The organism is Nodosilinea sp. P-1105, from assembly GCF_012911975.1.
Classification (GTDB): domain Bacteria; phylum Cyanobacteriota; class Cyanobacteriia; order Phormidesmidales; family Phormidesmidaceae; genus Nodosilinea.
Genome location: NZ_SMDQ01000078.1, coordinates 1 through 26,277, shown reverse-complemented (window position 1 = coordinate 26,277; position 26,277 = coordinate 1). Strand labels below are relative to the sequence as shown.

Below are 26,277 nucleotides of genomic sequence, written 5' to 3'. Positions count from 1 at the left end.
ATCTCCCCATCTCCCCACCTCCCCACCTCCCCATCTCCCCATCTCCCCACCTCCCCAACTCCCCACCTCCCCACTCCCTCCACCAACTTTTCCGATAGCATCAGGGCAATATGTTCCCCTAGGCCCTCCAGCTATGGTTATGCGTCGATTTCTGCTTATTTTTGCCGCATCCCTATGTTTGACATCCGGTGTTGCTGATCAGCCAACCATTGCTGCGGCAGATACTGGATCGCAAGCACTGCTATCTCTGCCTTCAGCAGGGGCCATTGCCCAGGGGATGCCCCGTCGGGTCGTCAATCGCCTCAGCCGAGGCATGGGGGTGTCACCAGGGTTGTGGTTGGCCAGTTTAAGTGTGGCTGCGGGGGCGTTGATTGCGTTGTTTTGGCTGCATCTCTACCAACAGCAGCGCCATTGGCAGCGGGTTCAGTTAGCCCGGCAAGAAGTGAAAGCCTTTCGGCAGCGGCCAGCGGTGAAAAAGGTGCTAGATATTTTGGACTACGAGGAATATCGCACCTTCTATCTCACCCATCCTGAGGATGGGCGGCTGATTAGCTTTGAGGCCAATGATGCCCGGCTGCGGCGAGCCCTCCGCTCCCACGACCAGATGGTGAAGATGCGCAATGGTTTGGATGAGATTAAGCGGTTGGCCACCGACGCCACGGCCGTTCCAGCAAAAACTCTGGCCTTGGTGGAGCAGTACGACCAGGACGAATTTTGGATTGAAATTACCCTGCGGGACTGGTTTGACTCATTTTTGGGAGGGCTGGAGTACTTTGAAACGCTCATCGAGTCGGGACTGGTCAGACCCGACGAAATCAAACCCTTTATCATCTACTGGGTTCGGTTAATCGGCGATCGCCGCTATCGTCGCAAGGGGGGATCTGGCTTTTACGACAAACTGTTTCACTACATTCACTGGAGCGGCTACGGGCGGGTGCAGTCGCTGTTTGAGCGCTATGGCTTTAAGCTTTTGCCGCCTCCCTATTCCACCCACGACTTTAGCGATCACACCGTAGACAGTTCTTATGACACCCAGCATGCCCTGTGTCTCGCTAAGGCCGCTTACCTGGTCTACGAAGACCGAGAATATGTGGCCGATATTGCCCGCAGTTGGCTCAGCGATGACATTGACGATCGCTGGCAGCGTCTATCCAACCGGCAGTATGTGGTGGAGGTGATTAAAGCTTGGTTGCAAGAACACGAGGTGATTCAGGCCCAGGATATTGAGCGCACCATTCGGCACAATTTCATTTACCTGGACATGATGATTACCAACACCCAGGCCTTTCTATTTCGCAAAGGGGATAATTTGATTCTGGTGTTTAAAGGGACCCAACAACTGGCTGACTGGAAGACGAATATTAAAATTCGACTGCGGCAATTTACTCTGTTGGCTGACCAAACGGTGATGCCACCCCGGGGGCGAGTTCATCGGGGATTCTTGGATGGCTGGCAGAGTGTGGAAAAGCAAGTGGTGTACTATCTACGGCGTTGGTGGACCCCCGAAACGAAGCTGTGGGTGACCGGGCACAGTTTGGGCGGTGCCCTGGCGGCGATCGCCACAATTTCCTTAGAGACCCAGGGATTTCAGGTGAGTGGGCTATATACCTTTGGCCAACCCCGGGTGGCTGACTGGCGCATGGTCAATGCCATGAACCGTTGCCTGGGCGATCGCCTGTTCCGCTACGTCAATAACAACGACATTGTGCCCTTGATTCCGCCGCAAATTATTCCCTGGGTACCCACTCGGGTATATGGCCACATGGGGCAGTTTCGCTACTTTAACGAGTCTGGAAGGCTACGCCGCCAGTCAGTCTGGGGCCAGCGCTGGCCCGATCGGCTGTGGGGCCTGATGCGAGCCATGATTACCACCGGCAGCCCCGATGCCATCGACGACCACAAGATGGAATTTTACGTGGCCAATCTGCAAAAAGCCCTAGACCGAGAGGAGGAGTTAGCCAGGCTGGAACGCGAGAAACAACTGATCAGCGGCGGTGACTTTATGGAAGAGATGCGAGAACGCCGACGCCGTCGGCGTGCATGACAGATTAATCGGGAATTCGCGTCAAGAAACTTCACTGACAGCCTTGCCTCCAGAGCCATTGCGCTAGGATCAAGGCTAGGAAAGTCAAGTCTTTTAGCCACTTCTGTGACCTATACCCCATCGAAATCCTCCAAAGGTCGATCGCTGCTGCCCTGGCTGCTAGGGATCGTTGTCATTTTTGTGTTTTCCGGCAGCCTAGTCCATCTGTTGACCGAATCCTGGTGGTATGAGTCGATCAACTACGGGCCGGTGTTTTGGCTACGGGTGCGCTGGCAGTTAGGCCTGGGGCTGGGCAGCTTCGTCCTGGCGGCCCTGTGGCTGTGGGCCAACTATCGATTAGCCCGACACATTACCCGCGATCGCAGTTACCGTTTTCTCAGTCGGTATAGCAGTCCAGTACAGCGGCAGCAGATGGCCCGCCTGCTTGATTGGGCCGGGCTGGGGGTGATAGCCGTGCTAGCCCTGGGGGCCGGTTTACGGGGGGCAGCCGCTTGGGAAACGGTTCTGAAGTTTCTCAACCCCAACGCCTTTGACACCCTGGAGCCGATTTTTCAGCGCGACATTGGCTTTTATGTTTTTCGGCTACCCCTGTGGCAAGGGCTACAGGCCAACCTGCTGGGGCTGCTGGCGTGGGCCTTAATTCTGGCTGCCGCTGTCTATGGCCTGAAAGGGGAAATCCGGCCCGAACGGGGCTGGAAGTATTTTTTAACCGGAGAAGCCAAAACCCACCTGTGTCTGCTGCTAGCGGCGATCGCGGTGGTTATGGCCCTGGGGTTTTGGCTAGGCCGCTTTTCCCTGCTGTATTCCGACAGTGGGGTGGTGTTTGGGGCTGGCTATACCGATGTCCATGCCCGATTGCAAGCCTACTGGCTGATGGCCTTTGTCACCCTAGCGGTGGCCGTATTGTTTGTCATTGCCCTGTGGCGCAGTGGTTTCTCCCTCCCCATCTTTGGGATTGGGCTGTATCTGGGGGTGCTGGTATTAGTGAGCGGGCTGTACCCCTGGTTTCAGCAAAACTTTATTGTTGAACCCAATGAACTAACCATAGAGCGCCCCTACATCGAGCACAACATTGCCTTTACCCGCCAGGCCTATAACCTGACCGATGTAGCCTCAGAACCGTTCCCGGCAGAAAACCATTTGGACCGGCAGCTGCTGGACGCTAACCAGCCCACGGTGCGCAACATCCGGCTGTGGGACTATGCGCCTCTGCTCAGCACCTACAAACAGCTGCAAGAAATTCGACTGTATTACAACTTTGAAGACGTCGACATCGATCGTTACACCCTCAACGGCGAGTATCGTCAGGTCACCCTCTCTGCCCGGGAACTGCTGGTGGACCAACTGCCTCCGGAAGCCCAAAACTGGATTAATCGCCAGCTGAAGTTCACCCACGGATTCGGCATCGTCATGAGTCCGGTAAATCGGGTCACATCTGACGGTCTGCCCGAGTTTTTTGTGCGCAATGTGCCCCCCACCTCCGATGTCGATTTAGACCTAGACCAACTGCGCATTTATTACGGCGAAGACACGAGCCAGTATGTATTTACCGGCGCTAATACCGACGAGTTTGACTACCCCCTGGGGGACACGAACGCCGCCTATCGCTATACCGGCCTGGGCGGGGTGCCAATCAACTCCTTAGGGCGGCGGCTGGCCTATGCCTATGACTTTGGCAACCTGCGACTGCTGATTTCCAACTACTTTAATAACCCTGAAGCGCGGGTGCACTATCACCGGCTGATTACCGACCGAGCCCGCCAGGTAGCCCCTTTTCTGGTGTTCGATCGCGATCCCTACATGGCCGTCATTGATGGGCGCTTAAAGTGGATTATGGATGGCTATACCCACAGCAACCGCTATCCCTACTCTGAGCCCCTGACCCGCCGCAGCGATTTAATCACCTTGGTGGATAGCACTAGCCCCCTGATGCGCGATCGCACCAACTATGTGCGCGATGCCGTCAAAGTGTTTATCGACGCCTATGACGGCACCTTAGAACTCTACGCCCGGGACACAGAGGACCCAATACTCGCCACCTACCAGCAAATTTTTCCCACCTTGTTTAAGCCCATCGGTGATATGCCCGATAGCTATCGGGTGCATATGCGCTACCCCCAAGACTTCTTTACCCTACAAGCCCAGATGTATCGCACTTACCATATGCAGAACCCAGAGGTGTTCTATAACCGGGAAGATCTATGGCGGTTTCCAAAGCGCACCGAAGGGGAGAGCACCACCGCCATGGAGCCGTACTACATCATCATGAAGTTGCCCAGGCTTGAACAAGAGGAGTTTCTGCAAATTCTGCCGTTTACCCCGGCCAATCGCGACAACATGATTTCCTGGTTGGCGGGCGGCTCTGATGGGGACAACTATGGTCGACTGTTGCTGTATGAATTTCCCAAGCAAGAGCTGGTGTTTGGCCCCACCCAAATTGAAGCCCGGATCAATCAAACCCCAGAAATCTCGGAACAACTTACCCTCTGGAGTCAACAGGGGTCACGGGTGATTCGGGGCACTTTGCTGGTGGTTCCCATTGAGCAGTCGCTGCTGTATGTGCAGCCCATCTATCTGCGGGCCGAACAAAGTGCCCTCCCCGAGTTGCGGCGGGTAGTGGTGGCTTACAGCGATCGCATCGTCATGCGCAACACCCTAGACGAATCCCTAGAGGCTATTTTTGGTGGAGCAGCAGCCCCTAGCCCCACCGAGCCAACGGACGAACCAGTCACTCTAATCCCAGAGACTATCTCTGAGCTGGTGCAGGCCGCCCTGGGGGCCTACCAAGAGGGCCAGCAAGCTCTACAACAGGGGGATTGGCAGCGCTATGGTGAGGCCCAGCGCCAGTTAGGGAGCCTGCTGCAACAGCTGGATCAGCTACCCTAGGAGATATGTAGTTCCTTTGCGTCTGGGTGCAGCTTACAGTTGATTGTGTCAATATCGGCAACCACGGGCATACTATAGAGAATTCTTAGGCCCATGCCTGAATTCACTGAATTCTAGAGACCATCATGGCTACTACACCCCCCGATGTTCTTCAACTGGCCCGCCAGGGTGACCCCAGCGCGATCGCCGCGCTGATCAACCGTCACCTTGAACCCAAAGGCATTTCTGCCCAAGTCACCCAGCAGGGGAGTGCCCTTCAGGTGGTCCTGGAATCTGCCCAGGTACCCAGTCAAGCTGACTTAGTGGCCTATGTCCGCAAAGGCATCACTGGCTTAGAGTTGTCCAAGATCCATTTACTGAGCATTCATGGCAAGCAGTCAGATCGTGGCGGTTGGGCCTGGACCGAAGAAGTGGTTTTGAATGACGCCATGCCAGCGGCTGATTCAACCCCGACCCCAGACAAGGTTGACCTGGAAATAGACGGCTTAGATGACCTTGATTTAGGGACCGCCGCCACCGATGACCTCAGCTTGGACATCGATGGGGGGGATGACTTTGACCTAAACCTGAGCGATGTCGCCGATCCGGGTCTAGATGATAGCGGCGATCTTGATTTCGATCTCGACCTAGGCGAAGCCGCCCAGGATCTGGCGCTGGATTGGTCAGAGGCTAGCCGTCCCGATCCCCTCAGCTTTGACTTAGCCGGTGGGGAGACTGACACGACTAACACCCTAGACTTTGACCTAGAGGCCAACGCCAATGATCTGGACTTTGACCTAAATGATTTAGATCTGGATACGGATCTGAATTTGGGGGCACTGGAGACAGAGGCTGCCACCACTGGGCTAGACCTAGATTTTGACAGCGATGACGGCGTCGACCTAGGGGGGAGCCCCCCTGATGATGGCTTTGACTTGGCCCTAGATTCTACCGCTGACATGGGGGATTTGGACTTTGACCTCGAGGCCACCACGAATTCCACCAGCTTTGACCTGGACCTGGGAGACGCCCCGACAACGGCGGCCGGTGGGTTTGACCTGAATTTAGGGGACAGTGCGTCAGCGGATGCGGAGGACTTTACCCTGGATTTAGGGGACAGTGGCGCCACTGATATCAGCCAGTTTGATCTGGACCTAGAGGACAATGTCGCCCCTGATGTGGAGGACTCTACTTTCGACCTGGACACTGGGGTTTCGGCAGACACCCCTAACGAGCTAGATCTCGATTTCGGTGATCAGGCCACGACCGATGGCGGTGAGTTTGATCTGGACCTGGATCTAAATGACAGTGCTTCACCAGATGCCCCCTCGTCAGACGCCCCCTCACCAGACCTCACAGACAACCTGGATGATGACCTAGGGGCGGCCACAGATTCCCTAGTCTCGGATGAAGCTTCCACCGCTGGGGATAATCTGGACTTTAATATGGGAACTGAGCTAGAAACGGCAACCCCCGATGATCTCGATATTGATTTGAGTGCATTTGCCGATAACGACCTCGAAAGTCCGGAAGAACTCTGGTCCGAGACGATCGAGAGTGAGGAAGCGGATACCGCTGAAATTGATCTAGAAGCGGCGATCGCCGGGGGTTCTGGTCTGAATGACGTTGGCTTTGAACCCCTCGATGCCCCAGGGGAGACTATCGCAGGTGATAGCGTTAGTGATGATTCCCCAGAGGCGATCGCTGAACCCTGGGCGGTAGATCTAGAGGCAGACAGCTCAGATTTTTCGGAGGGGTCTGAAGCGGCTGAGGCGATCGCGGCAGCTGATCAGGATTTTTACGTAGAGGAGTCCCTAGGCCCAGACGACGCCAGCTTTGCCCCAGACTTAGTGTTCAATGCCCAGGCTGACAGTCCAGTTCCAGATGAGTCAGTCCCAGATGAGTCAACCATGGACTTTGACCCTAATCTGGTGATCGATAGCGAACCCCCCAGCGATTCCGGTGGCTCCAATATTTTTGAAGCGGCCTCAGAGTACCAGGACGAGGTTGACTCTGCCTCCTTTGAAGGCATTGACACCCTAGAGCTAGAAGGGGAATCAATGGCGACTTGGGGGGCTATGGGGGCTGGCAGTCCAGGGGCGATCGCATCGGACCCCCTGGAGTCCCCAGACTTGGATGACACCGAAGATTTTTCTGATCAAGCTGTAGACTCTGAGCCCCTACCCCCAGCCTTTAATGACGCCCTTGATGATGATGCCACTGTCGGCCAGTTTGACCCAGAGGCTTTCGATTCGGTAGCCTTTGACTCAATGGCCTTTGACGGTGGTGATCTAAACGCCGGTAGCTTTGCCGAGGGCAGCTTTGACGATCATGGGTTTGACCCGCCGATAGAGGATAGCTTGACCGCTGATAACTTTGTTGATAGCGGGTTTGAAGACAGTACGTTAGATAGTGTGGGCATCATGGACTCTCAAGAAACCAATGGCTTTATGCAAGACGATGAACTAGATAAGGTCGGCACAGAACCCGATGCGACCGATGCCTTTCTGGATGAATTCGGACCAGATCCCACCACCCATGTATCGCTACCCCCCGACCAAGACCCGGGTGCCCCGGCTAAGGGCGGTGGTAGCGGGTTCAAACTGCTGATAGGCATTGGCCTCGGGGTGCTTATCCTGGCTCTGCTCGGGTTTCTAGTCAACAACTTCCTAGGTCGCATGGGTGAGCCAGACCCTGTTGCCGATCCTGACCTGGAACTACCGGTAGCCACCGATCCTGAGGCTGACACTGAACCGGAGGCCGAGGCTGACCCCGCCCCCGCTCCAGAGCCCGAGCCAGAACCAGAGCCGGAGCCCGAGCCAGTGGTAGATGACGCTGATGCCTTTAGGGAAGCGGTGAATGCGGCCCAAAATGCCTCTAATTTGGCCCAAGACGCCACTACCCCGGCTGATTGGCAGGCGGTGGCCGATTCTTGGGCCCGAGCCATTGAGCTGATGGAGCAGGTGCCCGAAACCGACCCTAACTACGAGGTGGCCCAAGACCGGGCTGTGGCCTACCAACCTAACCTGGCCTATGCCCAGCAGAATGCCCAACAGTGACCCCAGGGCATTAAAATAGGACGGTTGTATTCAGCCCAAAGCCTTGATTGAACGCTACACCCTGCCCGAAATGGGCGACCTCTGGACCGACGACTACAAATTCAAGACCTGGCTGCGGGTCGAAATTGCGGTCTGCGAAGCCCAAGCCGAGTTGGGCTACATTCCCCAGGATGCGGTAGACGAGATTAAGGCTAAGGCTGATTTCGACCCCAAGCGGGTCCTGGCAATTGAAGCCGAGGTGCGCCACGATGTGATCGCCTTTCTGACCAACGTCAACGAGTACGTGGGGGATGCCGGGCGCTACATTCACCTCGGTATGACCAGCTCTGACATGCTGGATACGGCCCTATCCCTACAGTTGGTGGATAGCCTGCAGGTGATTTTGATCCATGTGGAAAACCTGATTCAGGCGATCCGCTACAAGGCCCAAGAGCACCGCGACACAGTAATGATCGGTCGCTCCCACGGCATCCACGCTGAGCCGATTACCTTTGGCTTTAAGCTGGCTGGTTGGCTGGCAGAAATGCTGCGCCACCGAGAACGCCTCACCCATTTGCAAGATGCGATCGCCGTGGGGAAAATTTCTGGGGCCGTGGGCACCTACGCCAACATTGACCCCAAAATCGAGGCCCTGGCCTGCCAAAAGCTAGGCCTGCGCCCCGACACCGCCTCCACCCAGGTGATTTCTCGGGACATCCATGCCGAATTTATGAATGCCCTGGCCCTATTGGGGGCCTCCATCGAGCGATTTGCCGTAGAGATTCGCAACCTCCAGCGCACCGACGTGCTGGAAGTGGAAGAATTTTTCTCTAAAAAGCAGAAAGGCTCCTCCGCCATGCCCCACAAGCGCAACCCGATTCGCTCTGAACGATTGACCGGGATGGCTCGACTGCTGCGGGGCAACGCCATGGCCGCCCTAGAAAATGTGGCCCTGTGGCATGAACGAGACATTTCCCACAGTTCCGTGGAACGGGTAGCTTTTCCCGACAGCTGCATTCTCACCCACTTCATGCTGGTGGAAACCACCGGGCTAATCAAAAATCTGCTGGTCTACCCCGACAACATGGCCCGCAACATGAATGTTTACGGTGGGGTGGTGTTTAGCCAGGGAGTGCTGCTCGCCCTGGTGGACAAGGGCCTCTCCCGGGAAGAGGCCTACGCCATTGTCCAGTCCTGCGCCCACACCGCCTGGAACACTGACGACGGCGACTTCAAGGGACTAATTACCCGTGACGAACGAGTAACGGCCCACCTGTCACCCGAGGAGATTGACACCTGCTTTAGCCCCGCTCGCCATCTACGCCACCTCGACGACGTGTATCAACGCTTGGGAATCTAGGTAGGGTCAACGCCGTCAACTGCTTGCCGCCATGACTGGCCCCGATGCTATGCCGCCACCCCCAAACATCCAGGCCGAGTTGGCTCGGGAGCGCAACCGCGCCGCCGCTGAGCGCACTCTCATGGCCTGGATTCGCACCAGCCTGTCGCTGATTGGCTTTGGCTTTGGCATCGATCGGATCGTGACGGTGATCTCTGGGTTCAACCCGGAAGACCCGATCGACGCCATATGGTTGTCGCGACTGTTGGGGTTGGCGTTTATTGCCCTGGGCACCTATGCCATGGTGGGGGCGGTCCTGGAACATCAGCAGGAACTCCGCCGCATCCAACAGCCAGGGGGCTATCTCTATCGCCCCCGTCGTTCCCTGGGGCTAACAGTGGCCTGGGGGTTGATTGGAATTGGGGCGGCCGCGTTTATTGGCATCGTGATTAAATCAGTAGTTTAGGGCGATCGCGCCGATGATTGAGCCTGCCAATCGCCCCACTAACGATGTGACGGAACTGGCGAAAGAGCGCAGCCGCCAGGCGTTTGAACGGACCCTGCTGAGTTGGATCAACAGTGCCCTACTGCTGATTGGCCTGGGGGTGGCTGTGGGAGAACTGCCGGGAAGAGGACCGATTTTGGCTGGGGGACTGCTAGGGAGACGTCTGGGGGTAAGCCTGGGGGCGATCGCCCTTGGGATTATCCTGCTGATTCCGATTGCGATCGTACATCGGGTCTATCTGCAGGCCCTGGAACGGGGGGACTATTTGGCCCGGCCACTCCCCCGGGTGAATGTGCTGGTTGTGGTGGCGATCGTGGTTGTGTTTGGCCTGGTGGCGATGATCGATGTGTTGTTGGCTATCCCTTGACTTTAAAAATTGGCCTGGGGATGCTCCGAAATGCGTAGCCAATGGGCTCAAGACCTCTGGGAGCTTGGCATACTGGTTTTAAGTTGAACCCCAACGGAAGTTACTACCTGAACCATGGTTTGGAAACGGCTGCTGCGATCGCTGCTCCTGGGTTACGCTGTCTTTGCTCTGTTTGTCTACTTTCGGGCTGACAGCATGATCTTTCTGCCCCGCCCAGCCAGTTACCAAAATACCGAAGACATGCTCAGAATTAATGTCACCGACACCGAGCAGATCTCGGCCCTGCATCTGCCCAACCCCGAGGCCACCTATACCCTGCTCTACAGCCACGGCAATGCAGAGGATCTGGGCGATATTCGACCGACCCTCGATCGCCTGCACGACTGGGGCTTTAGCGTGTTTGCCTATGACTATCGGGGCTACGGCACCAGTGATGGTCGGCCCAGCGAAGCCAACAGCTACGAAGACATCAAGGCGGCCTACCGCTATCTGATCCAACAATTGGATACCCCTGCCGAGCAAATCATCCCCTACGGTCGCTCTATCGGGTCTGGGCCATCCACGCACCTAGCGGCGCGCCAGCCAGTGGCCGGGCTGATTTTAGAAAGTGCCTTCACGTCAGCGTTTCGGGTAGTATTTCCCTTGCCGCTGCTGCCCTTCGACAAGTTTCCCAACCTGGAGAATCTCCAAATGGTCCAGGTACCAGTACTGGTGATGCATGGCAAAGCCGATCGGGTGATTCCCTTTCGCCACGGGCAAGCTCTGTACGCAGCCGCCCCAGACCCCAAGCTATATCTCTGGGTAGAAGCGGCTGGGCACAATGACTTTGGCTGGGTCGCCGGCGATCGCCACCGACAGGCCCTAGAAGATTTCCAGACCCTGGTAGACACCCATCAAGACTAGTGGTCAGTCAAAAAAATAATGACGGGAGATGTGACTTAGGGTTCACGGTATGCGGTTTAAGGCGAGCCGTAGACCTTGAACCGTAGACCATAAACCGCAGACCCGGTTGACCCGTCACTTCTGGCTTGACAGACTACTAGTACTCTGCGGCAGAAGTCGGTCAACCATTCCTGATACCTGACACCTAAAACCTGACACCCTCAGCAAAAGTGGTCATATTTCTGCCAGCCAGTACCATGGGCGGTGCCTTGCCGTGGACATCTGAAAGCAATAGCCCAGGCAGTAAGTCGTTGCTGAGCACAGGTATGATTTGCCCCTAGCCCCCAATATCGCCCTGGCCGACTCCACCTTTCTAGGACAAAAGGGTTGCCAAACTAACCAGGATCTGGTGAAATAGGGCATAGAAAAGACTGTATCAAAAGCCCACCTTGAATTGACTAATCCCAATGTTAGGCCGCGCACATACCGGGCTATTCCCTAGTCAGGATGAGGCTTCCCGCTTGAGATTGGTCATTCTGAAGGCTTTTGGCTGTAGTCGTAATCTCCTCGTAATCTCCTGTATGTTGTGGGTGAGCTTAGCCTCGCCCACTTTTTTGTCATGCTAGGAGTATGGGTATGTCAGCTGTTATGGAGACCTTGCCTTGAACGGACTGTTGAGCTTTTTGCCAGATAGCCCCATCATGGCGTTCACAGTGTTACTGCTGGTAACGCTGACTGTACCCCCTATTTTTGAACGGTTGCGAGTGCCAGGACTTGTCGGCCTGCTGGCAGCCGGGGTGATTTTAGGCCCCAGCGTTACTGGGTTGCTAGACCCGGCGGGGGATGTGGAAACCCTGCTGTCCGACGTGGGTAAAATTTACCTGATGTTTGTGGCAGGCCTTGAAATTGACCTGCGCGACTTTAAGAAAACCCGCAATCGCTCGTTGGGCTACGGTCTGGGCACTTTTGCCATCCCCCTGACTACAGGCCTGTTACTCAGTCGAGCCTTTGGCTTTGACTGGGTGGCGGCGGTGCTGGTGGGGTCGTTGCTCGCCTCCCACACGTTATTGGCCTATCCGATTGTGATGCGCTTAGGGGTAACCAAGGAAGAGTCGGTTACGGCTACGGTGGGAGCCACCATATTTACCGACATTGGCGCGTTGCTGGTACTGGCCATGTGCGTGGCTGCCGATGCGGGGGAATTTACGACCCAGATGGTGGTCAGCCAGTTGTTCATGCTGGCCCTGTTTTCTACGGCGGTGCTCGTAGGCCTAGACTGGGTGGGTAAGCAATACTTTCGCCAAAACGGCGATAAGGAAGGCAACCAGTTTTTGTTTGTGCTGGCAGCGGTGTTTTTAGCGGCGGTAGGTTCTCAGCTAATCAACGTTGACAAAATTGTAGGTGCCTTTTTGGCTGGTTTAGCCGTTAACGATGTGGTCGGCAATGGTCCGGTTAAAGAAAAGGTGGAATTTGTAGGAGGTGTACTATTCATTCCCTTCTTCTTTATCTGCATGGGGCTGTTGCTCGATGTGCAGATCTTTATGGAATCATTAACCACCAATTTGGCCTTTACGGTAGCGTTAGTAGCCGTTTTAATTGCCAGTAAGTTTCTGGCGGCACTAATTGTTAAACCTTTCTTTGGCTACGGCTGGAACCAAACGCTAACCATGTGGTCTCTGTCGTTGCCTCAGGTGGCGGCGACCTTAGCGGCAGCCTTGGTAGGGTTACAGCAAGGGATTATTTCGCCCCTGGAATTTAACGCCGTAATCGTGATGATGTTGATCACCTCAGTGCTGGGGCCGCTACTGACTTCCCGGTTTGCTGGTCGCCTGGTGACGCCAAAGTTCACTAAGCCCGATCAAACCTCCCTATGGTTTGACTATGGCGAGACAGCCGTGATCCCGGACGACACGACTAGCGCTGGCCCGTTTACGGTAGTGGTGCCTATTTATAACCCCATTACCCAGCGCTATTTGATTGAAATGGCGGCCTTATTGGCTAATCACGAAAACGGACACATCATTCCAGTTACGGTGACCCGGGCCCAGGTGCATATGGATGACCCCAACTTAGTGACTTCCCTGGCCCAGAGTCGCAAGCTCTTACAAAAGGCCGAAGCCCTAAGCCAGGAGTTCAATGCCCCAGCATTCCCGGTATTACGGGTGGATGATGACGTTTCAGAAGGCATTACCCGCACGGCCCGAGAGCAAAATGCCAGCCTGATTTTAATGGGCTGGAGTCGCCAGGGGTTTCGGGCCAAGCTGTTTGGCACCCTGATTGATGATGTGTTTTGGTCGAGCCACTGCCCAGTAGCGGTCGCCCGATTGCTGGCAGAACCGATCGATATCCACCGCATTTTGGTGCCAATGAAAAATGTCAGCCCCCAGGCCGTGCGGACCGCCCGCTTTGCCCAGATCTTTGCTGATACCCACAATGCATCCGTTACGCTGCTGCATGTGAGCGATCGCCACACCCCATCTGACCAAATTCAAGCCTTTGAAGCCGCCCTGGCTAAAGTCATGGCCAACGGTCCTCAGACCACCTGGGATTTGCGTACCGTCTGCCACGACAACCCAGCTGAGGTCATTCTAGATGTGGCCCAGACCCATGACATGGTGGTGCTGCGATCTATGCGACGACGGACAGCCGGGGGCTTAGCCGTGAGTGATGTAACCCACAAAGTGATTGACGAAGCCACCTGTTCCTTGGTGCTATTTGGAGAGCCCCATTCTTAACCCTCTATCTAAGGGTGGAGAATAGCTGAGCTAAACACCATCCCCTCTGTAGAGGACAGGGAGATAGGGAAATGAGAAACTAAGCTGTAAAATAAGGGAGTAAATCTATGGAATCTCAAGTGGATCGCCAAGCCTATCAACAAAAGGTAGAGGCACAACTCACTAAACTCAACGCTCAGATTGAAGAGTACAAGGCCAAGGTAAAGCAATCCCAAGCTGAAGCTACGGTGCAGTACTACGACCAGTTAGAAGAGCTGAGCGTAAAGCGGGACGCCGTACAGCAAAAGTTGGAAAATCTGCAAAAGGCTAGCGAGTCAGCCTGGCAAGAAATGCAGCAAGGGTTTGAAACAGCCTGGGACGATTTAGCCAAATCCTTTGACGGGGCAGTAAAGCATATCAATGATGCCTTGAACTAAGGGCTTGAGGTGAAAATGACGTACCGCCGCTCGGACTCGCAGTGTAAAATTGAGGACTGATATGTCAGGTAGCCAAATGCCGGGCTGTGGGTCTGCTGTGGGTCTAGGCTTCCATCGCGGCCACGGTCTTGGGTACGGCGGCTGTCAGCACCTCAGGGCCGGTTTCAGTTACCAGCACATCATCTTCAATCCGAATGCCCAGACCTCGCCAGCGGTCTTCGATCTGGGGTTGGCCCTCTTCCGGTTCGTAGCTGGGGGAGATGTAAATGCCGGGCTCTACCGTCACCACATTGCCCAAGGCGAAGGGTTGCCAGGTTTTATCAGGGTTGCGCAACACCCCGGCGTCGTGCACATCCAGGCCTAAAAAGTGACCGGTGCCGTGCATGAAAAAGGCTTTGTGCTTTTTCTCTTCGATCAGGGTATCCACATCCCCCTGTAATAACCCGAGGTCAACCATGCCTTCCGTCAAGGTGCGGGTGGCGGCATCGTGGAACTGGTTAAACGGGGCACCGGGCTGCACCGCCTCGATCGCTTTCAGTTGGGCCTCTAACACCAGCTCGTAGAGGATTCGCTGCTCGGCTGTGAACTTACCCCCCACCGGAAAAGTGCGGGTAATGTCAGCATTGTAGTAATCGTAGGCACAGCCAGCGTCAATCAGCAGCAGATCGCCCGCCTGCATTTGCCGGTTATTTTCCACGTAGTGCAAGATGCAAGCATTCTCCCCCGAGGCGACGATGGAGGGGTAGGCTGGTCCCAACGCCCCTTCTTTGCGAAAGATGTGCTCCATCTCCGCTTGGATTTCGTACTCATAGCGACCGGGGGCCGCGATTGCCCGAGCCTGGTTATGGGCCTTAGCGGCGATCGCGATCGCCCGTCGCAGTAGTTCCAGCTCTTCTGGGGACTTGACCCGCCGTAGGGTCTGCATCAGCAGCCCAGCGTCTTCAATCGCCACCGGGCCAGTACCTCGTTTGTGGTAAGTGGCCAATAGTGTTTGCCAGTGGCGCAGCACCCTATTGTTCAGGGCCTGGTCATGGCCGAAGTGGTAATACAGGCGGTCAGCCTTTTCCAAATATTTGGGTAGGTGCTCGTCCAATTCAGCGATCGGATAGACCTCGTCCGCCCCATACTGTTCCTTGGCCTGTTCTACACCCACCCGGTAGCCCGACCAGGTTTCCTTTTCCTGATCTTTGGGCCGCACAAACAACACAAACTGGTGCTCCTCGTGGTGGGGGGCCAATACCGCCACCGCTTGGGGCTCGTTAAAGCCAGTCAGATAATAAAAGTTGCTGTCTTGGCGAAATAGATGCTCCACGTCATTGTGCATCACGGCCGTGGGGGCACTGGCAAAGATGGCAGTGCCACTACCGATCAGGTCCATGACCCGTTGACGACGATTGGCGTAGGGAAGCAACATAGGCAAATGAGAGGATGGGGGAATGGGGGGATTTTGAGTTTTGAGCTTTATGGTGAAGCCGTAGCGTGGGTTAGGTGGTCGGGGATAAGGGGGATTGCCAGGGCGCTGAGGGCACCGTCGTAACTCACGGCTAGGGGATAAGCGGTTGAGGATAGGGTGACGCATTAAATGTGACACCCACCCATCGTCTAAGCTCTGGGGTATTGATACACCTGGATGCGCATCCCTTCACTGGGCAGATCGCTGGAGCGCACCGATAGAGACCCCGCAGAGGCCCGAGTCACGGGCGTCCCAGGCATTAGGGCCAGGAACTCATCCACCGGATCGAGCTCGCAGCTATCACTGGCGACGGTGGTCAGGTAGTGGGTGGGGATGGCAATCTTGGGGCGCAGCACCTGAACTGCTTGGACCGCTTCTTCGGCGGTATAGGCTTTGGGGCCGCCGCCCACGGGCACCAGCATAATATCGGGACGGCCGAGCAAGATCTGCTCTTCCACCCGCAACGGGGCTGCCGCCCCGCCCATGTGCACAATCGTCACCCCCCCCTGGTTCCATTTCCAGACGGTGTTGTTGCCAAACCGTCGCCCCCCCTGGCGATCGTGGGGGGTTGAGATTCCTTGAATTCGCAGATTTTCAAAATCGTAGGTACCAGGGTCGGTCAACACGCGGGGATCCCCCTGAATGTTGCCCAGATAACCTTCATCAAACAGACGACTGCTGATCATGACAATATCGGCAGGCACCGCCGGATCGGGGAAACCAGCGGTACAGCCCACAGGTCGAAACGGATTCACTAAGATCCGTCGCCCGCCGCCAGTAAACAAAAAGGCCGTGTGGCCGAGACTGCGAATTGTCACCTGGTTGGCTTGGGCCTGGGCTCGCTGCTGACTATCCAATAGCCCCAGGCCGAAGGTGGCACCTAAGCCCGCTCCTGCGTAGCCCAACAGTTTTCGCCGTTTCATGCTTCTTCTCACTCCCACACGGTACGTATAGCCTTTGCTAGCCTAGTGTAGACCTTGAACCGTCCGCCTTTGCCCTTAATTTGGGCCAGCCATCGAACTGGATAAGGCTACACCGTCCTTATACGACCTGAGGACTTAGCTCTGGACTGGCCTGGCCACCGACGATCGCTGCATCGACATCATAGTCTTGCGCCACCAGGCGAGCCGTTATTTTAGCTGACATCATCACGCTGGGGGTACCGGCTCCTGGCTGGGTACCTGCGCCCACCAGGTACAACCCCTGGATGTCTTCGCTGCGGTTGTGAGGCCGGAAAAAGGCCGATTGCACCAGCAGCGGCTCCAGGCCAAAGGCGTTGCCTAGACGAGCCCCCAACTGCTGCTCAAAATAGTCGGGGGTGATGTAGCTTTTGCAGACTAATCGCTCTCTCAGGTTGGGCAAGAAGCCCCGCTCTTCTAAATAGGTAAAGACAGCATCGGCCAGGCGATCGCCCACCTCTGACCAGTTAATACCCGACTTATTGTTCGGCATAGGCACCAGAGTATAGGCCGTGTGATGTCCTGGGGGAGCCAAGGACGGGTCAGTCAGGGTAGGCAGGTGTAGATACTGAGAGAAATCTTGAGGGAAAATCTTGCGGCCAAAGATATCTTTCAGCAGTTCTTCGTAGCGAGGCCCGAGGATAATGGTGTGGTGACGTAACTTTTCGTCTTCATTGCCATCTGCCTTAAAGCCAAAGTAAAGCACAAACACTGACATCGACTGCTGAGCAACTTTAATCCGCAGGTCGCTGTTCCAAAAACGATATTTGGGGTCAATCAGCTTGCCGTAGGTGGTGGACCAGTCGGCGTTTGAGACGACTACATCGGCATTCACCACAAAGCCATCTCCCAGGGTGACTCCCGTGATCACTTTCTTACCGTTCTGGCGGGTAACGTTGATCTGGCTGACGGGGGCGTTGTATTTGATTTGCCCCCCCAGATCCTCAAATTTTTGCACAAAGCCTTGCACCAGCGCCCCAGTACCGCCCATGGCGAAGTGGATGCCCCAGGTTTTTTCCACGAAGTGAATCATGGCGTAGATGGCGGGCACCGAGAGGGGGTTGCCCCCCACCAGCAGCGGTTCAAAGGTAAAGACCTGGCGCAGTTTATCGCTCTTGAAGTAGCGACTGCTGAAGCGAAACAAGTTGCGCACCGCGTCTAGCTGCAGCAGGTCGGGAGCCACCTTCAGCATGTCCATCACATTACCGAAGTGGGTATAGCCCAGCTCTAAAAAGCCCCGTTCAAAAATAGCCCGAGACTGTTCATGGAAGCGTTCGTAGCCTTCCAGATCGCCGGGTTCCCCCAGGGCCAGAATTTGCTCGCGGGTGTGGGTTTCGTCGCCGTCGTAGTCGAAGAAGGTGCCGTCGTCAAAGTAAATTCGGTAGAAGGGCAGGATGGGGACAATCTGCACGTAGCGGCTGGTGTTGGGGCCACCGGAAACGCCTTCCTTAATCCGCTTATTTTCATCGACGATGGTGGAGGGGAAGTCGTCGGAGAGCAGATCGGCGCGATCGCGCTCCAGGGAAAACAACTCTTCAATGAAGTGGGGCACCGTAATTACCGTCGGCCCCATGTCAAAGGTAAAGCCATCCATCCGCCGTACATAGGCCCGCCCCCCAGGGGCATCCAGGGCTTCGACGATGGTGGTATCAAAACCCAGGCTTTGCAGGCGAATGCCCATGGCTAGCCCACCAACCCCTGCCCCAATCACGATTGCCTGCTTCCGGCCCATGGCTGACTCCTGACAGAACTGTTACAAACGTTAATATCCTACTCATATCTTACTACCCCTGGTGGCCTCTGCCAGGTAGAAGTGCGTCTCCCTTTGCTGAGGGGGCCAGGTTCTGGTATTGCCTGGCAGAAATATGTCTACCGTTTCTGAGGGTGTCAGGTATCAGGAATGGTGGGCCAACTTATGCCTCAGAGTCCTAGTACTGGAAGGCAGAAGTCAGAACGATGAAGGCAGAAAGGGAACCCTAAGCCCATCAAGGCTTTCCAAAGGAACCAGTGGTAGGTTTATTTCCGCCCTAGAGTCCTAGTGGTCTGTCAAGCCAGAAGTGACGGGTCAACAGGGTCGCGGTTAACGGTCCACGGCTTGCCTTGAACCGCAGGCCATCAGGGGCCAGGGTTGGTTGAACGCATCATACCCGCCAACGACTAAGCCGCTACGGGCGCAGGTAGCGTGACTAAAAAGTTCCGCAGGATCTGCATACCGGCATTGGTCAGAATGCTTTCAGGGTGAAACTGCACCCCCTGCAAGTGGGGGTAATCGCGGTGCTGCACGCCCATGATCGTGCCGTCTTCCACCCAGGCGGTAATCTCTAACATCGCAGGGCAGGTAGCTCGGTCAATCACCAGACTGTGGTAGCGGGTGGCCTGAAAGGGGTTCTCGAGCCCCGCAAATACCCCCTGACCGGTGTGATGAATCAGGGAGGTTTTGCCATGCATCAGTTCTGAGGCGGAGACCACCCGACCACCAAACACTTGACCAATGCTCTGATGCCCCAAACACACCCCTAAAATCGGCATGGTTGGCCCCAACTGGCGAATCACCTCCAGGGAAATGCCAGCGTCATTGGGGGTACCTGGGCCAGGGGAAATCACAATGCCATCTGGGGCTAATGCTGCCACCTGGTCGATGGTGAGTTGGTCGTTGCGAAACACCTGGAGGTCTGCTGCTACGGGTAACTCGTGACCGAGTTCTCCCAGGTATTGCACCAGGTTGTAAGTAAAGCTGTCGTAATTATCAATAACCAGAATCATGGGCAATGGCCAAGGGAAAAAACAAGGGTAAAGCAGACAATCGGTTTTGGCCTGGTGGGGACTAATGTAGACCGAGTACTGCCTGGCAAAGCAACCACCATGACTAAGGGGTTCAGGTTCTAGGTGCCAGGTATCGGGAATGGTTGTCCGAGCGTATGCCGAAAAGTCGTTAAGCTGATTAGAGCAAAATAACTTTCTACGATGGGCGGACGGTCAAGATAGCATGTCCCAACCTTGCACTTGACCTAACTGCCCCTGCACCAGTTGCCACAGGGGCGGCAGCAGCAGACAGACGGCCACAGATAGGGACAGCAGGGCCGAAATCAGCACGGCAGCAGCAGCACAATCTTTAGCAATTTTAGCCAGTTCGTGATAAGTCTGTTGCACCGTTAAGTCTACGACTGACTCTAGGGCGGTATTGATCAACTCCATAGTCAGCACGGCGCCACAGGTGAGAATAATCACCGCAATTTCTACTGGGGTGAGACTGAGGGCGATCGCTAAACTGACCGCAATACTACCCACCCCCACATGAATCCGAAAATTGCGCTGGGTACGAAAGGCGTAGGCAATTCCTTGCCAGGCATACTTAAAGCTAACCAGTAAGTTAGTGGCCACCCGCCAAGACAGCGATCGCGCCATCGGCGGCAGGGGCGTTTCAGTTATTTGGGTTACTGACTCAGAATTTTCACTATAGATAGTCATAAATAACGTGGTCTTTAGGGAAGCACAGGCCACCCCCAGGGAAAGGGTATGGTTTCTCAGGTCAATTTAGCCTAATTTTCGCCGATTAGCCCAATGGTTTCTAAAAGCGCTGTTTGCTGGTGCAGCATCGTCGCCAAGGTCTCGTCGTCAGGGTGGTCCCAGCCTAGCAGGTGCAAAAACCCATGGGCCGCCAGCCACACCGTTTCCCGTCGCAGCGAATGCCCGGCCCCCTCGGCCTGCCGCTGGGCCGTATCCAGGGAAATAATAATGTCTCCTAGATACAGGGGCTCTGTGGCCAGCAGTTCGGTGGTCAGGGGAGAGTCCAGATCCCGATCTGCGAAGGACAGCACATCGGTGGGCTGGTCAAGCTGGCGAAAGGTGTGGTTCAGGGCTGCGATCGCGCTGTCAGTGGTCAACGTCAGGGATAGCTCATAGGCATCAATGGGCGACCCGGTTAAAGCCATCTGTTCCGCCCACTGGCCAAACCAGCCTTGCCAATCCGTCTCAGCGATCATCTCCGCCTGGGGATGGCTGAAATCCAGGGCGACATCCAGAGAAATCATGGCAAACCTAGCGCGTGAGATAGGCCAACCCCACCAGCAGACTCAGGAGTGCTGTTACGGTCAGAGAAAAGTGGAATAACGACTTGCCCCCCTTACGCACCATGTTACGCATCGCCAGTTTGACAAAGCTAGGGGGCGCTTCTGGAGAAGGATTGGCGGCATCTGATGGGGCTGTGGGGGTTTCTGGCATCACAGGTGGCATTACGGGATCTGCTGCCGAATTAGGTTGACTCATAGGCTCTTCTAGCTTGGGGTTTGCTTTATTTACTTTAAACCTTTGTCCCTTCCCTAGTTTCTCTATTGGTCAGTTCCCTGTCCGTGGGTTGGGCGGACGCTACGGTTTCAATGCTCCTTGGGAAGGGCAAGGCCCTACAAAATCCAAAATCTCCCCACCTTTCCCATCTCCCCGCCAGGGCGGACACATCGGTCCGCCCCTACGGCACCGCATCATCCATTGCCTGACAAAAAGCGGTGCATTGCGGCCCCAGGTTAACCACCAATACCCAAACTCCGACCGCTAATGCACCCTACGATTTCAATCCAAAATCGAGACCCACCCCTGCCTACTTCGACAAGCTCAGCACAGGCCTCCCAGGAGGGGATGCCAAAATCCAAAATCCAAAATCTCCCCCACATCCCCACATCCCCACCTCCCCACCTCCCCACCTCCCCACCTCCCCACTCCCCACTCCCCTATAATGATGACTACCGTTGATATCCCCATTGATCGTGACTCAGACGCCGCTTTCCCCCCGCCAGACCACGACTACCCGTCCCGATGCCCTAGGCCGCTTTGGCCAATTTGGTGGCAAGTATGTACCCGAGACCTTGATGCCTGCCCTGAGTGAGCTGGAGCAGGCGTTTTACCAGTACCGCGATCAGGCTGAATTTCAGACTGAACTGAATGGCCTGTTGAAAGACTATGTGGGTCGGGCTACGCCTTTGTATTTCGCTGAGCGGCTCACCGCCCACTATCGCCGACCGGATGGCAGCGGTCCTGAGATTTACCTGAAACGGGAAGACCTGAACCACACTGGGGCTCATAAAATCAACAATGCCCTGGGTCAGGTCTTGTTGGCCAAGCGCATGGGTAAGCAGCGGATCATCGCCGAAACCGGGGCCGGGCAGCACGGGGTGGCCACGGCTACGGTGTGTGCCCGGTTTGGCCTGCAATGTGTGATTTACATGGGCGTTCAAGATATGGAGCGCCAATCCCTGAACGTGTTTCGCATGCGGCTAATGGGGGCAGAGGTGCGAGGGGTGGCAGCGGGTACCGGCACCCTCAAAGACGCCACCTCGGAAGCGATTCGGGACTGGGTCACCAATGTGGAAACCACCCACTACATCTTGGGTTCCGTAGCGGGACCTCACCCCTACCCGATGATGGTGCGCGACTTCCATGCAGTAATTGGCCAGGAAACCCGAGCCCAGTGCCAGGAGAAATGGGGGGGCTTGCCCGATATTCTCATGGCCTGCGTCGGCGGGGGGTCCAATGCTATGGGCCTGTTCCACGAGTTTGTGGATGAGCCCAACGTGCGGATGATTGGCATTGAGGCCGCTGGCAGTGGGGTCACCAGTGGCAAGCATGCCGCCACCCTTACCGCTGGCCGGGTTGGCGTACTGCATGGGGCCATGAGCTACCTGCTGCAAGACAGCGACGGGCAGGTGGTAGAAGCCCACTCTATCAGTGCCGGGCTAGACTATCCCGGTGTTGGTCCTGAGCATAGCTTCTTGAAGGATATGGGCCGGGCTGAGTACTACAGTGTCACCGACCAGGATGCCCTGGATGCCTTTCAGCAGGTTTCCCGCCTTGAAGGGATTATTCCGGCCCTGGAAACGGCCCACGCCTTTGCCTATCTAGAGACCCTGTGCCCCCAGCTCAGCGGCACCCCCCGGATTGTGATTAATTCCTCGGGGCGGGGCGATAAAGATGTGAACACCGTGGCCAAGGCCTTGGGCGATTTAGGGTAATGCCATGACTACAGACCTCCAGTCAACACTGCAATCCCTTTATGAGGCAGATTATCAGCTTTGGCTGGATCAAACTGTGGCGCTGTTGCGGCGCCAGGATTTTAACCACCTTGATCTAGAGAACCTAATTGAGGAAATTGAAAGCTTGGGTAGAAGCGATAAACATGCCATTAGTCGTTACCTAATGCGCCTCTGCGAGCACCTGCTCAAGCTAGCCTACTGGGAGAGTGAGCGCCATCTCTGCTTCAGGGGCTGGAACGTTGAGGTGACTAATTTTCGGTTGCAAATCCAAGATCGGCTGGAGGTTAGCCCTAGCCTGAAACGATTTTTGCAAGACAGTTTTCCAAAGCAGTACCAAAATGGTAGAACCTTATTTCTGAAAGCCAGTGGGGTCAACTCTGCCCATATTTCTGAAACTCCAGTCTTTTCCCTGGAACAGGCACTCGACCCAGATTGGTTGCCGTGGCAGCCTGAATAACCAGCGTTAAGGGCTCGGCAGGGGGTTTAATAAACCAGATCCAAGTCCAGACCTGGCGTTCTGCCTGGGGGAAAACTCCAGATCCCGAGCTGGACTTGTTATAGGACTCGACACCCAAAGGATTGTGTTATGGCTGACGGCTTTGAAATTTGCGATCGCGACCTGACCCCAGACCTGCTAGTCCGTTATCAGCAGGCGAGCGTTATCGCCTGTGATACCGAAACCATGGGGCTGCAACCCTTGCGCGATCGCCTCTGCCTGGTGCAACTATCTGACCCCGAAGGGTATGTGTCAGTGGTGCGCATTCAGCAGGGTCAGACCGCAGCCCCCAACTTGAAGCAACTCCTGGAGGCGACTAACGTTTTAAAGTTGTTCCACTTTGCCCGGTTTGACCTGGCCACCCTCAAGCATTACCTGGGCATCGACGTGGGCCCTGTCTTTTGCACCAAAATTGCTAGCAAGCTCAGCCGCACCTACAGCTCCCGTCACGGGTTGAAAGAGCTGGTGAAAGAGCTAGAAGGCATTGAACTGGATAAAACCGCCCAAAGTTCTGACTGGGGCAACGCCATGCACCTATCAGACGAACAGCTGCGCTATGCCGCCAACGATGTCCGCTACTTGCACAGTATCCACGCCACCCTAGAAGCGATGCTGAAACGGGAAGGCCGCTGGGACCTGGCCCAGGACTGCTTTACCTGCTTACCCACCTTTGTGGCCCTGGACTTGTTGCAATATGGCAGTATTTTTGAGCATTAGGGTACTCCGACTAAAAAACATCCCTGCCAAGAACGCCAAATCGGCCTGTTGGGCCAACGGTAAGGATCTATTACAAGAGCATCTACGACCCCACCGCCGGAACGAGGGGCATGCCATCGGTAGCTGAGGTACTGCCCCACGTTTCCGACGCTTGGATTGACCACAGCAAGACCAAGGTGGACTACGAGATCTCCCTACATCGGCATGTCTATGTGTACCAGCCACCGCGCCCCCTGAATGAGATCGAGGACGACATCAAAGCCCTGTAAATAGATATTACAGGGGGACCTGTCCTACCGACACATCTACACTGGCGGAACTTTCCTGGTCAACACTGCCGTCGCCGTTGAGGTCCCAAAGAGAACTGGCCTGAAAGCCGCAGCGCAGATCGGTGAGGTCTCCGGCAGCGGAAAAGAAGAGTGTACCTCGTTTTACAGAGCAGGCCAGTTCGGCGGCTTCGAGTTGTTCGGGGTACTGGCTTTGTAAAGCTTCCAACTGGGACTCACAGGTTTGGTCTCCGGTTGGGCAGGTGAAGGATTGGATGAAAGTGGGGTCATCAGTGGTCAGGGGCAGGCTGCCCAACCCCTGACCACTGCGTGCACCTGTATTGTCGGGGACACCCCAACAGATGAAATTGGCCCGAGGCGGCTGCCCTTCGTTCTGGAAAGCGGTGGCATCAAGGGTCGACGGGGTTGGGCACTCAGCCTCTAGCTGGGCCACCTGGTCAGGAAAGAGTTGGCGTACCGAGTTCAGGATTTGCTCAGAGGTAGCTGGGCCATTCTGCAATAGAGTGCCAGCTTCGGGGGCATTGTTGCCCAGTTGGATGGTGCAGTCGCTGCCGTTGGCACTGACGAATGTGGTGACGGTCTGTTCGCCAAACTGGTTGGTGTAGCGGGTTCCTTGAGGGAGGGTTTCAGCACTGACGGGGGTACGATTCATCCATAGGATTCCGTCCTGGCGATTGTAGGCCCGCATCAGGGTTTCCCCGTTGGTGCGATAGATGCGGATGGTCTGATCGGGGGTTTCGCACAGAGCCAGGGTGTTTTCTGAAGCGGTGGTTTGGGCCGCAGTGGGGATGGTATGGCTCAGGGGCAGGGCCATGCCCAGGATGATGACGGTCAGACGAACGGGAGATATTGAAGTTTTGACTTGCATTACAGATGACCTCACACAATGGCGCATTGAAATTAGAGCTTTGAATGTCATATTCATCAGGCAGAATTTAAACTTCTATCTAAGTGAAGCAGCGCCAGTAGCTGTTGCGGCAACGTCAGCGGATCAAACGGTTTGCTGAGGGTATGAATGGTTCTATGCCGACTCAAAGGTTCCGGCAGGGCAAATACAGGTTGTTGCGTCAGTAGCAGCAGGGGGGTGGATTCGGTGCTTGAGTTTTGGTCAAGGGTTTTGAGAAAATCGAAGCAAGTCTTTTGCTCGGCTTCATTATCAGGAATGGCTAATAAGATGATATCGAAAGGGTGAATGAGGCAAAAGCGAAGACCTACAGCAATTGAATCTGTGGTAACCACATCCCAAGCCATAAATTCTGTAATGCAGAGATAAAATAACTCTTGCAAAAGAGGGTCTGGTTCAATCACAAGCAGGGAGTTAGTTTCCATCAAACTGGATTTGTGGGGGGCAGCACTCACCATGGCAAAGCCCATAGAGGAGATTTAGTCACAGCGATAAATCCCGAGACCTAAGGCTACGCTTATACTCTCAATCTAGCTTCCGAAGATATGAAACCGATAAGAGAAGAATAAAACTGCAATTTTCAATAAACGAATGGTTTTTGGGCACCCAATTTTTATGGGAATAAGGCCTTGCTGGACTGCTACTGAATAAGGAGGTGAGCACTGCCCACCCAGCCTTGTCAAGGTGTCTTTTAATTCGAATCTGTGCCCGGCGTAGGATGCGTTATCGGACCACTAACCCACGCAAAGCCTCATAAGCTCTAACATTAGGCCGTAACGTATACGCTCACGGTGTGGGGCTTCTCGCTTGACGCAAACGGTGCATTCCGGCCAGAGCACAGTATTTTGCCCCTTTGCGGGGTGAACTGAGGCCGGGACACACCCTACGCATAATCAAATTTTCGGTGAGTTCGATGGAGGAATTCTTCTTCTTTTCAGACCACCTTGACAGGGCTGGCACTGCCCACTCTAATTTATAAAGGTGAATTTCAGGTTATTTTTAGTGCCATTTGGCCACAGGGTAATCGCATCTAATTTGGTATAAATTGTACTTGACAAAATGCCAGAGTGTAGGTGAGCGAATATTAGTTGTCCATGAGACAGCAGAAGAGCCGTGCAGTGGGGTTACATAGGACATCATTCCCCTCATCAGTGTGGAGAGACGTTATGGCTCAAGGCTTTGGTCAACGGGTTCTGAGTCCTCAACAGGCCCGAGAGACTAAGATTTTAAGACGGAGCGTCCTCCAG

Annotated in this window: 22 protein-coding genes; 13 read left to right on the top strand and 9 right to left on the bottom strand. The window is 55.3% G+C overall.

The annotated features are described in order from the left end of the window. Positions 1-133: 133 nt before the first annotated feature. The 9 genes from E1H13_RS22905 (at position 134) to E1H13_RS22865 (ending at position 14,191) form a co-directional block, all read left to right on the top strand. The gene (locus E1H13_RS22905; protein WP_169617064.1) at positions 134-2,044 is read left to right on the top strand and encodes a lipase family protein; all 1,911 of its coding nucleotides are present in this window, start codon (positions 134-136) and stop codon (positions 2,042-2,044) included. A gap of 105 nt (positions 2,045-2,149) precedes the next feature. Then, positions 2,150-4,930 (top strand): UPF0182 family protein, encoded by a 2,781-nt coding sequence (locus E1H13_RS22900; RefSeq protein ID WP_169617062.1) that lies wholly within the window; start codon positions 2,150-2,152, stop codon positions 4,928-4,930. Positions 4,931-5,055: 125 nt separating this feature from the next. Continuing rightward, a complete protein-coding gene (locus E1H13_RS22895) occupies positions 5,056-7,968 on the top strand; it encodes a hypothetical protein (RefSeq protein ID WP_169617060.1) in 2,913 nt (970 codons plus the stop codon). A gap of 43 nt (positions 7,969-8,011) precedes the next feature. Continuing rightward, complete coding sequence (gene purB / locus E1H13_RS22890; protein ID WP_169617059.1) at positions 8,012-9,307, top strand: adenylosuccinate lyase; 1,296 nt, start codon at positions 8,012-8,014, stop codon at positions 9,305-9,307. 31 nt (positions 9,308-9,338) lie between these two features. Continuing rightward, complete coding sequence (locus tag E1H13_RS22885; protein ID WP_206070885.1) at positions 9,339-9,752, top strand: DUF202 domain-containing protein; 414 nt, start codon at positions 9,339-9,341, stop codon at positions 9,750-9,752. A 13-nt stretch (positions 9,753-9,765) separates the two neighbouring features. Next, positions 9,766-10,158 carry a DUF202 domain-containing protein gene (locus tag E1H13_RS22880; RefSeq protein ID WP_169617057.1) on the top strand — a complete coding sequence of 131 codons (393 nt, stop codon included), beginning with the start codon at positions 9,766-9,768 and terminating at the stop codon, positions 10,156-10,158. Between the two features lie 114 nt (positions 10,159-10,272). Continuing rightward, on the top strand, positions 10,273-11,061 hold the full coding sequence (locus E1H13_RS22875; RefSeq protein ID WP_169617055.1) for an alpha/beta hydrolase: 789 nt from the start codon (positions 10,273-10,275) through the stop codon (positions 11,059-11,061). Positions 11,062-11,702: 641 nt separating this feature from the next. Continuing rightward, a complete protein-coding gene (locus tag E1H13_RS22870; protein ID WP_169617053.1) occupies positions 11,703-13,775 on the top strand; it encodes a cation:proton antiporter in 2,073 nt (690 codons plus the stop codon). A 107-nt stretch (positions 13,776-13,882) separates the two neighbouring features. After that, the gene (locus E1H13_RS22865; protein ID WP_169617051.1) at positions 13,883-14,191 is read left to right on the top strand and encodes a hypothetical protein; all 309 of its coding nucleotides are present in this window, start codon (positions 13,883-13,885) and stop codon (positions 14,189-14,191) included. Between the two features lie 103 nt (positions 14,192-14,294). Here E1H13_RS22865 and E1H13_RS22860 read toward each other — a convergent pair whose 3' ends face one another. The 7 genes from E1H13_RS22860 to E1H13_RS22830 all read right to left on the bottom strand — a co-directional run bounded on the left by E1H13_RS22860 (position 14,295) and on the right by E1H13_RS22830 (position 20,824). Further along, a complete protein-coding gene (locus E1H13_RS22860) occupies positions 14,295-15,605 on the bottom strand; it encodes an aminopeptidase P N-terminal domain-containing protein (protein WP_169617049.1) in 1,311 nt (436 codons plus the stop codon). A 188-nt stretch (positions 15,606-15,793) separates the two neighbouring features. After that, positions 15,794-16,567, bottom strand: coding sequence for an MBL fold metallo-hydrolase (locus E1H13_RS22855; RefSeq protein ID WP_169617047.1), 774 nt, complete (start codon positions 16,565-16,567; stop codon positions 15,794-15,796). A 118-nt stretch (positions 16,568-16,685) separates the two neighbouring features. Then, positions 16,686-18,335, bottom strand: coding sequence for a phytoene desaturase family protein (gene crtI / locus E1H13_RS22850; RefSeq protein ID WP_169617046.1), 1,650 nt, complete (start codon positions 18,333-18,335; stop codon positions 16,686-16,688). Between the two features lie 425 nt (positions 18,336-18,760). Then, entirely contained in the window at positions 18,761-19,366 is a 606-nt protein-coding gene (locus E1H13_RS22845) for an aminodeoxychorismate/anthranilate synthase component II (RefSeq protein WP_169617044.1), read from the bottom strand. A gap of 213 nt (positions 19,367-19,579) precedes the next feature. Next, positions 19,580-20,008 (bottom strand): diacylglycerol kinase family protein, encoded by a 429-nt coding sequence (locus E1H13_RS22840; RefSeq protein ID WP_278002540.1) that lies wholly within the window; start codon positions 20,006-20,008, stop codon positions 19,580-19,582. A gap of 134 nt (positions 20,009-20,142) precedes the next feature. Further along, positions 20,143-20,634: an rRNA maturation RNase YbeY gene (gene ybeY, locus E1H13_RS22835; RefSeq protein ID WP_169617040.1), complete on the bottom strand. Its 492-nt coding sequence runs from the start codon at positions 20,632-20,634 to the stop codon at positions 20,143-20,145. A 7-nt stretch (positions 20,635-20,641) separates the two neighbouring features. Next, the gene (locus E1H13_RS22830) at positions 20,642-20,824 is read right to left on the bottom strand and encodes a DUF3285 domain-containing protein (protein WP_169617066.1); all 183 of its coding nucleotides are present in this window, start codon (positions 20,822-20,824) and stop codon (positions 20,642-20,644) included. A gap of 539 nt (positions 20,825-21,363) precedes the next feature. Here E1H13_RS22830 and trpB point away from each other — a divergent pair. The 4 genes from trpB to E1H13_RS22810 all read left to right on the top strand — a co-directional run bounded on the left by trpB (position 21,364) and on the right by E1H13_RS22810 (position 24,108). Next, positions 21,364-22,605: a tryptophan synthase subunit beta gene (trpB, locus tag E1H13_RS22825; protein WP_169617038.1), complete on the top strand. Its 1,242-nt coding sequence runs from the start codon at positions 21,364-21,366 to the stop codon at positions 22,603-22,605. 4 nt (positions 22,606-22,609) lie between these two features. Continuing rightward, positions 22,610-23,083 carry a DUF29 domain-containing protein gene (locus E1H13_RS22820; RefSeq protein ID WP_169617036.1) on the top strand — a complete coding sequence of 158 codons (474 nt, stop codon included), beginning with the start codon at positions 22,610-22,612 and terminating at the stop codon, positions 23,081-23,083. A gap of 129 nt (positions 23,084-23,212) precedes the next feature. Then, on the top strand, positions 23,213-23,839 hold the full coding sequence (locus E1H13_RS22815) for a ribonuclease D (RefSeq protein ID WP_169617034.1): 627 nt from the start codon (positions 23,213-23,215) through the stop codon (positions 23,837-23,839). A gap of 110 nt (positions 23,840-23,949) precedes the next feature. Then, the gene (locus E1H13_RS22810; RefSeq protein ID WP_169617029.1) at positions 23,950-24,108 is read left to right on the top strand and encodes a hypothetical protein; all 159 of its coding nucleotides are present in this window, start codon (positions 23,950-23,952) and stop codon (positions 24,106-24,108) included. Between the two features lie 7 nt (positions 24,109-24,115). Here the strand turns inward: E1H13_RS22810 and E1H13_RS22805 are convergent, their stop codons facing one another. Then, positions 24,116-24,994 carry a hypothetical protein gene (locus E1H13_RS22805; protein ID WP_169617032.1) on the bottom strand — a complete coding sequence of 293 codons (879 nt, stop codon included), beginning with the start codon at positions 24,992-24,994 and terminating at the stop codon, positions 24,116-24,118. 56 nt (positions 24,995-25,050) lie between these two features. Beyond that, entirely contained in the window at positions 25,051-25,500 is a 450-nt protein-coding gene (locus tag E1H13_RS22800; protein ID WP_169617031.1) for a hypothetical protein, read from the bottom strand. Positions 25,501-26,277 lie beyond the last annotated feature (777 nt).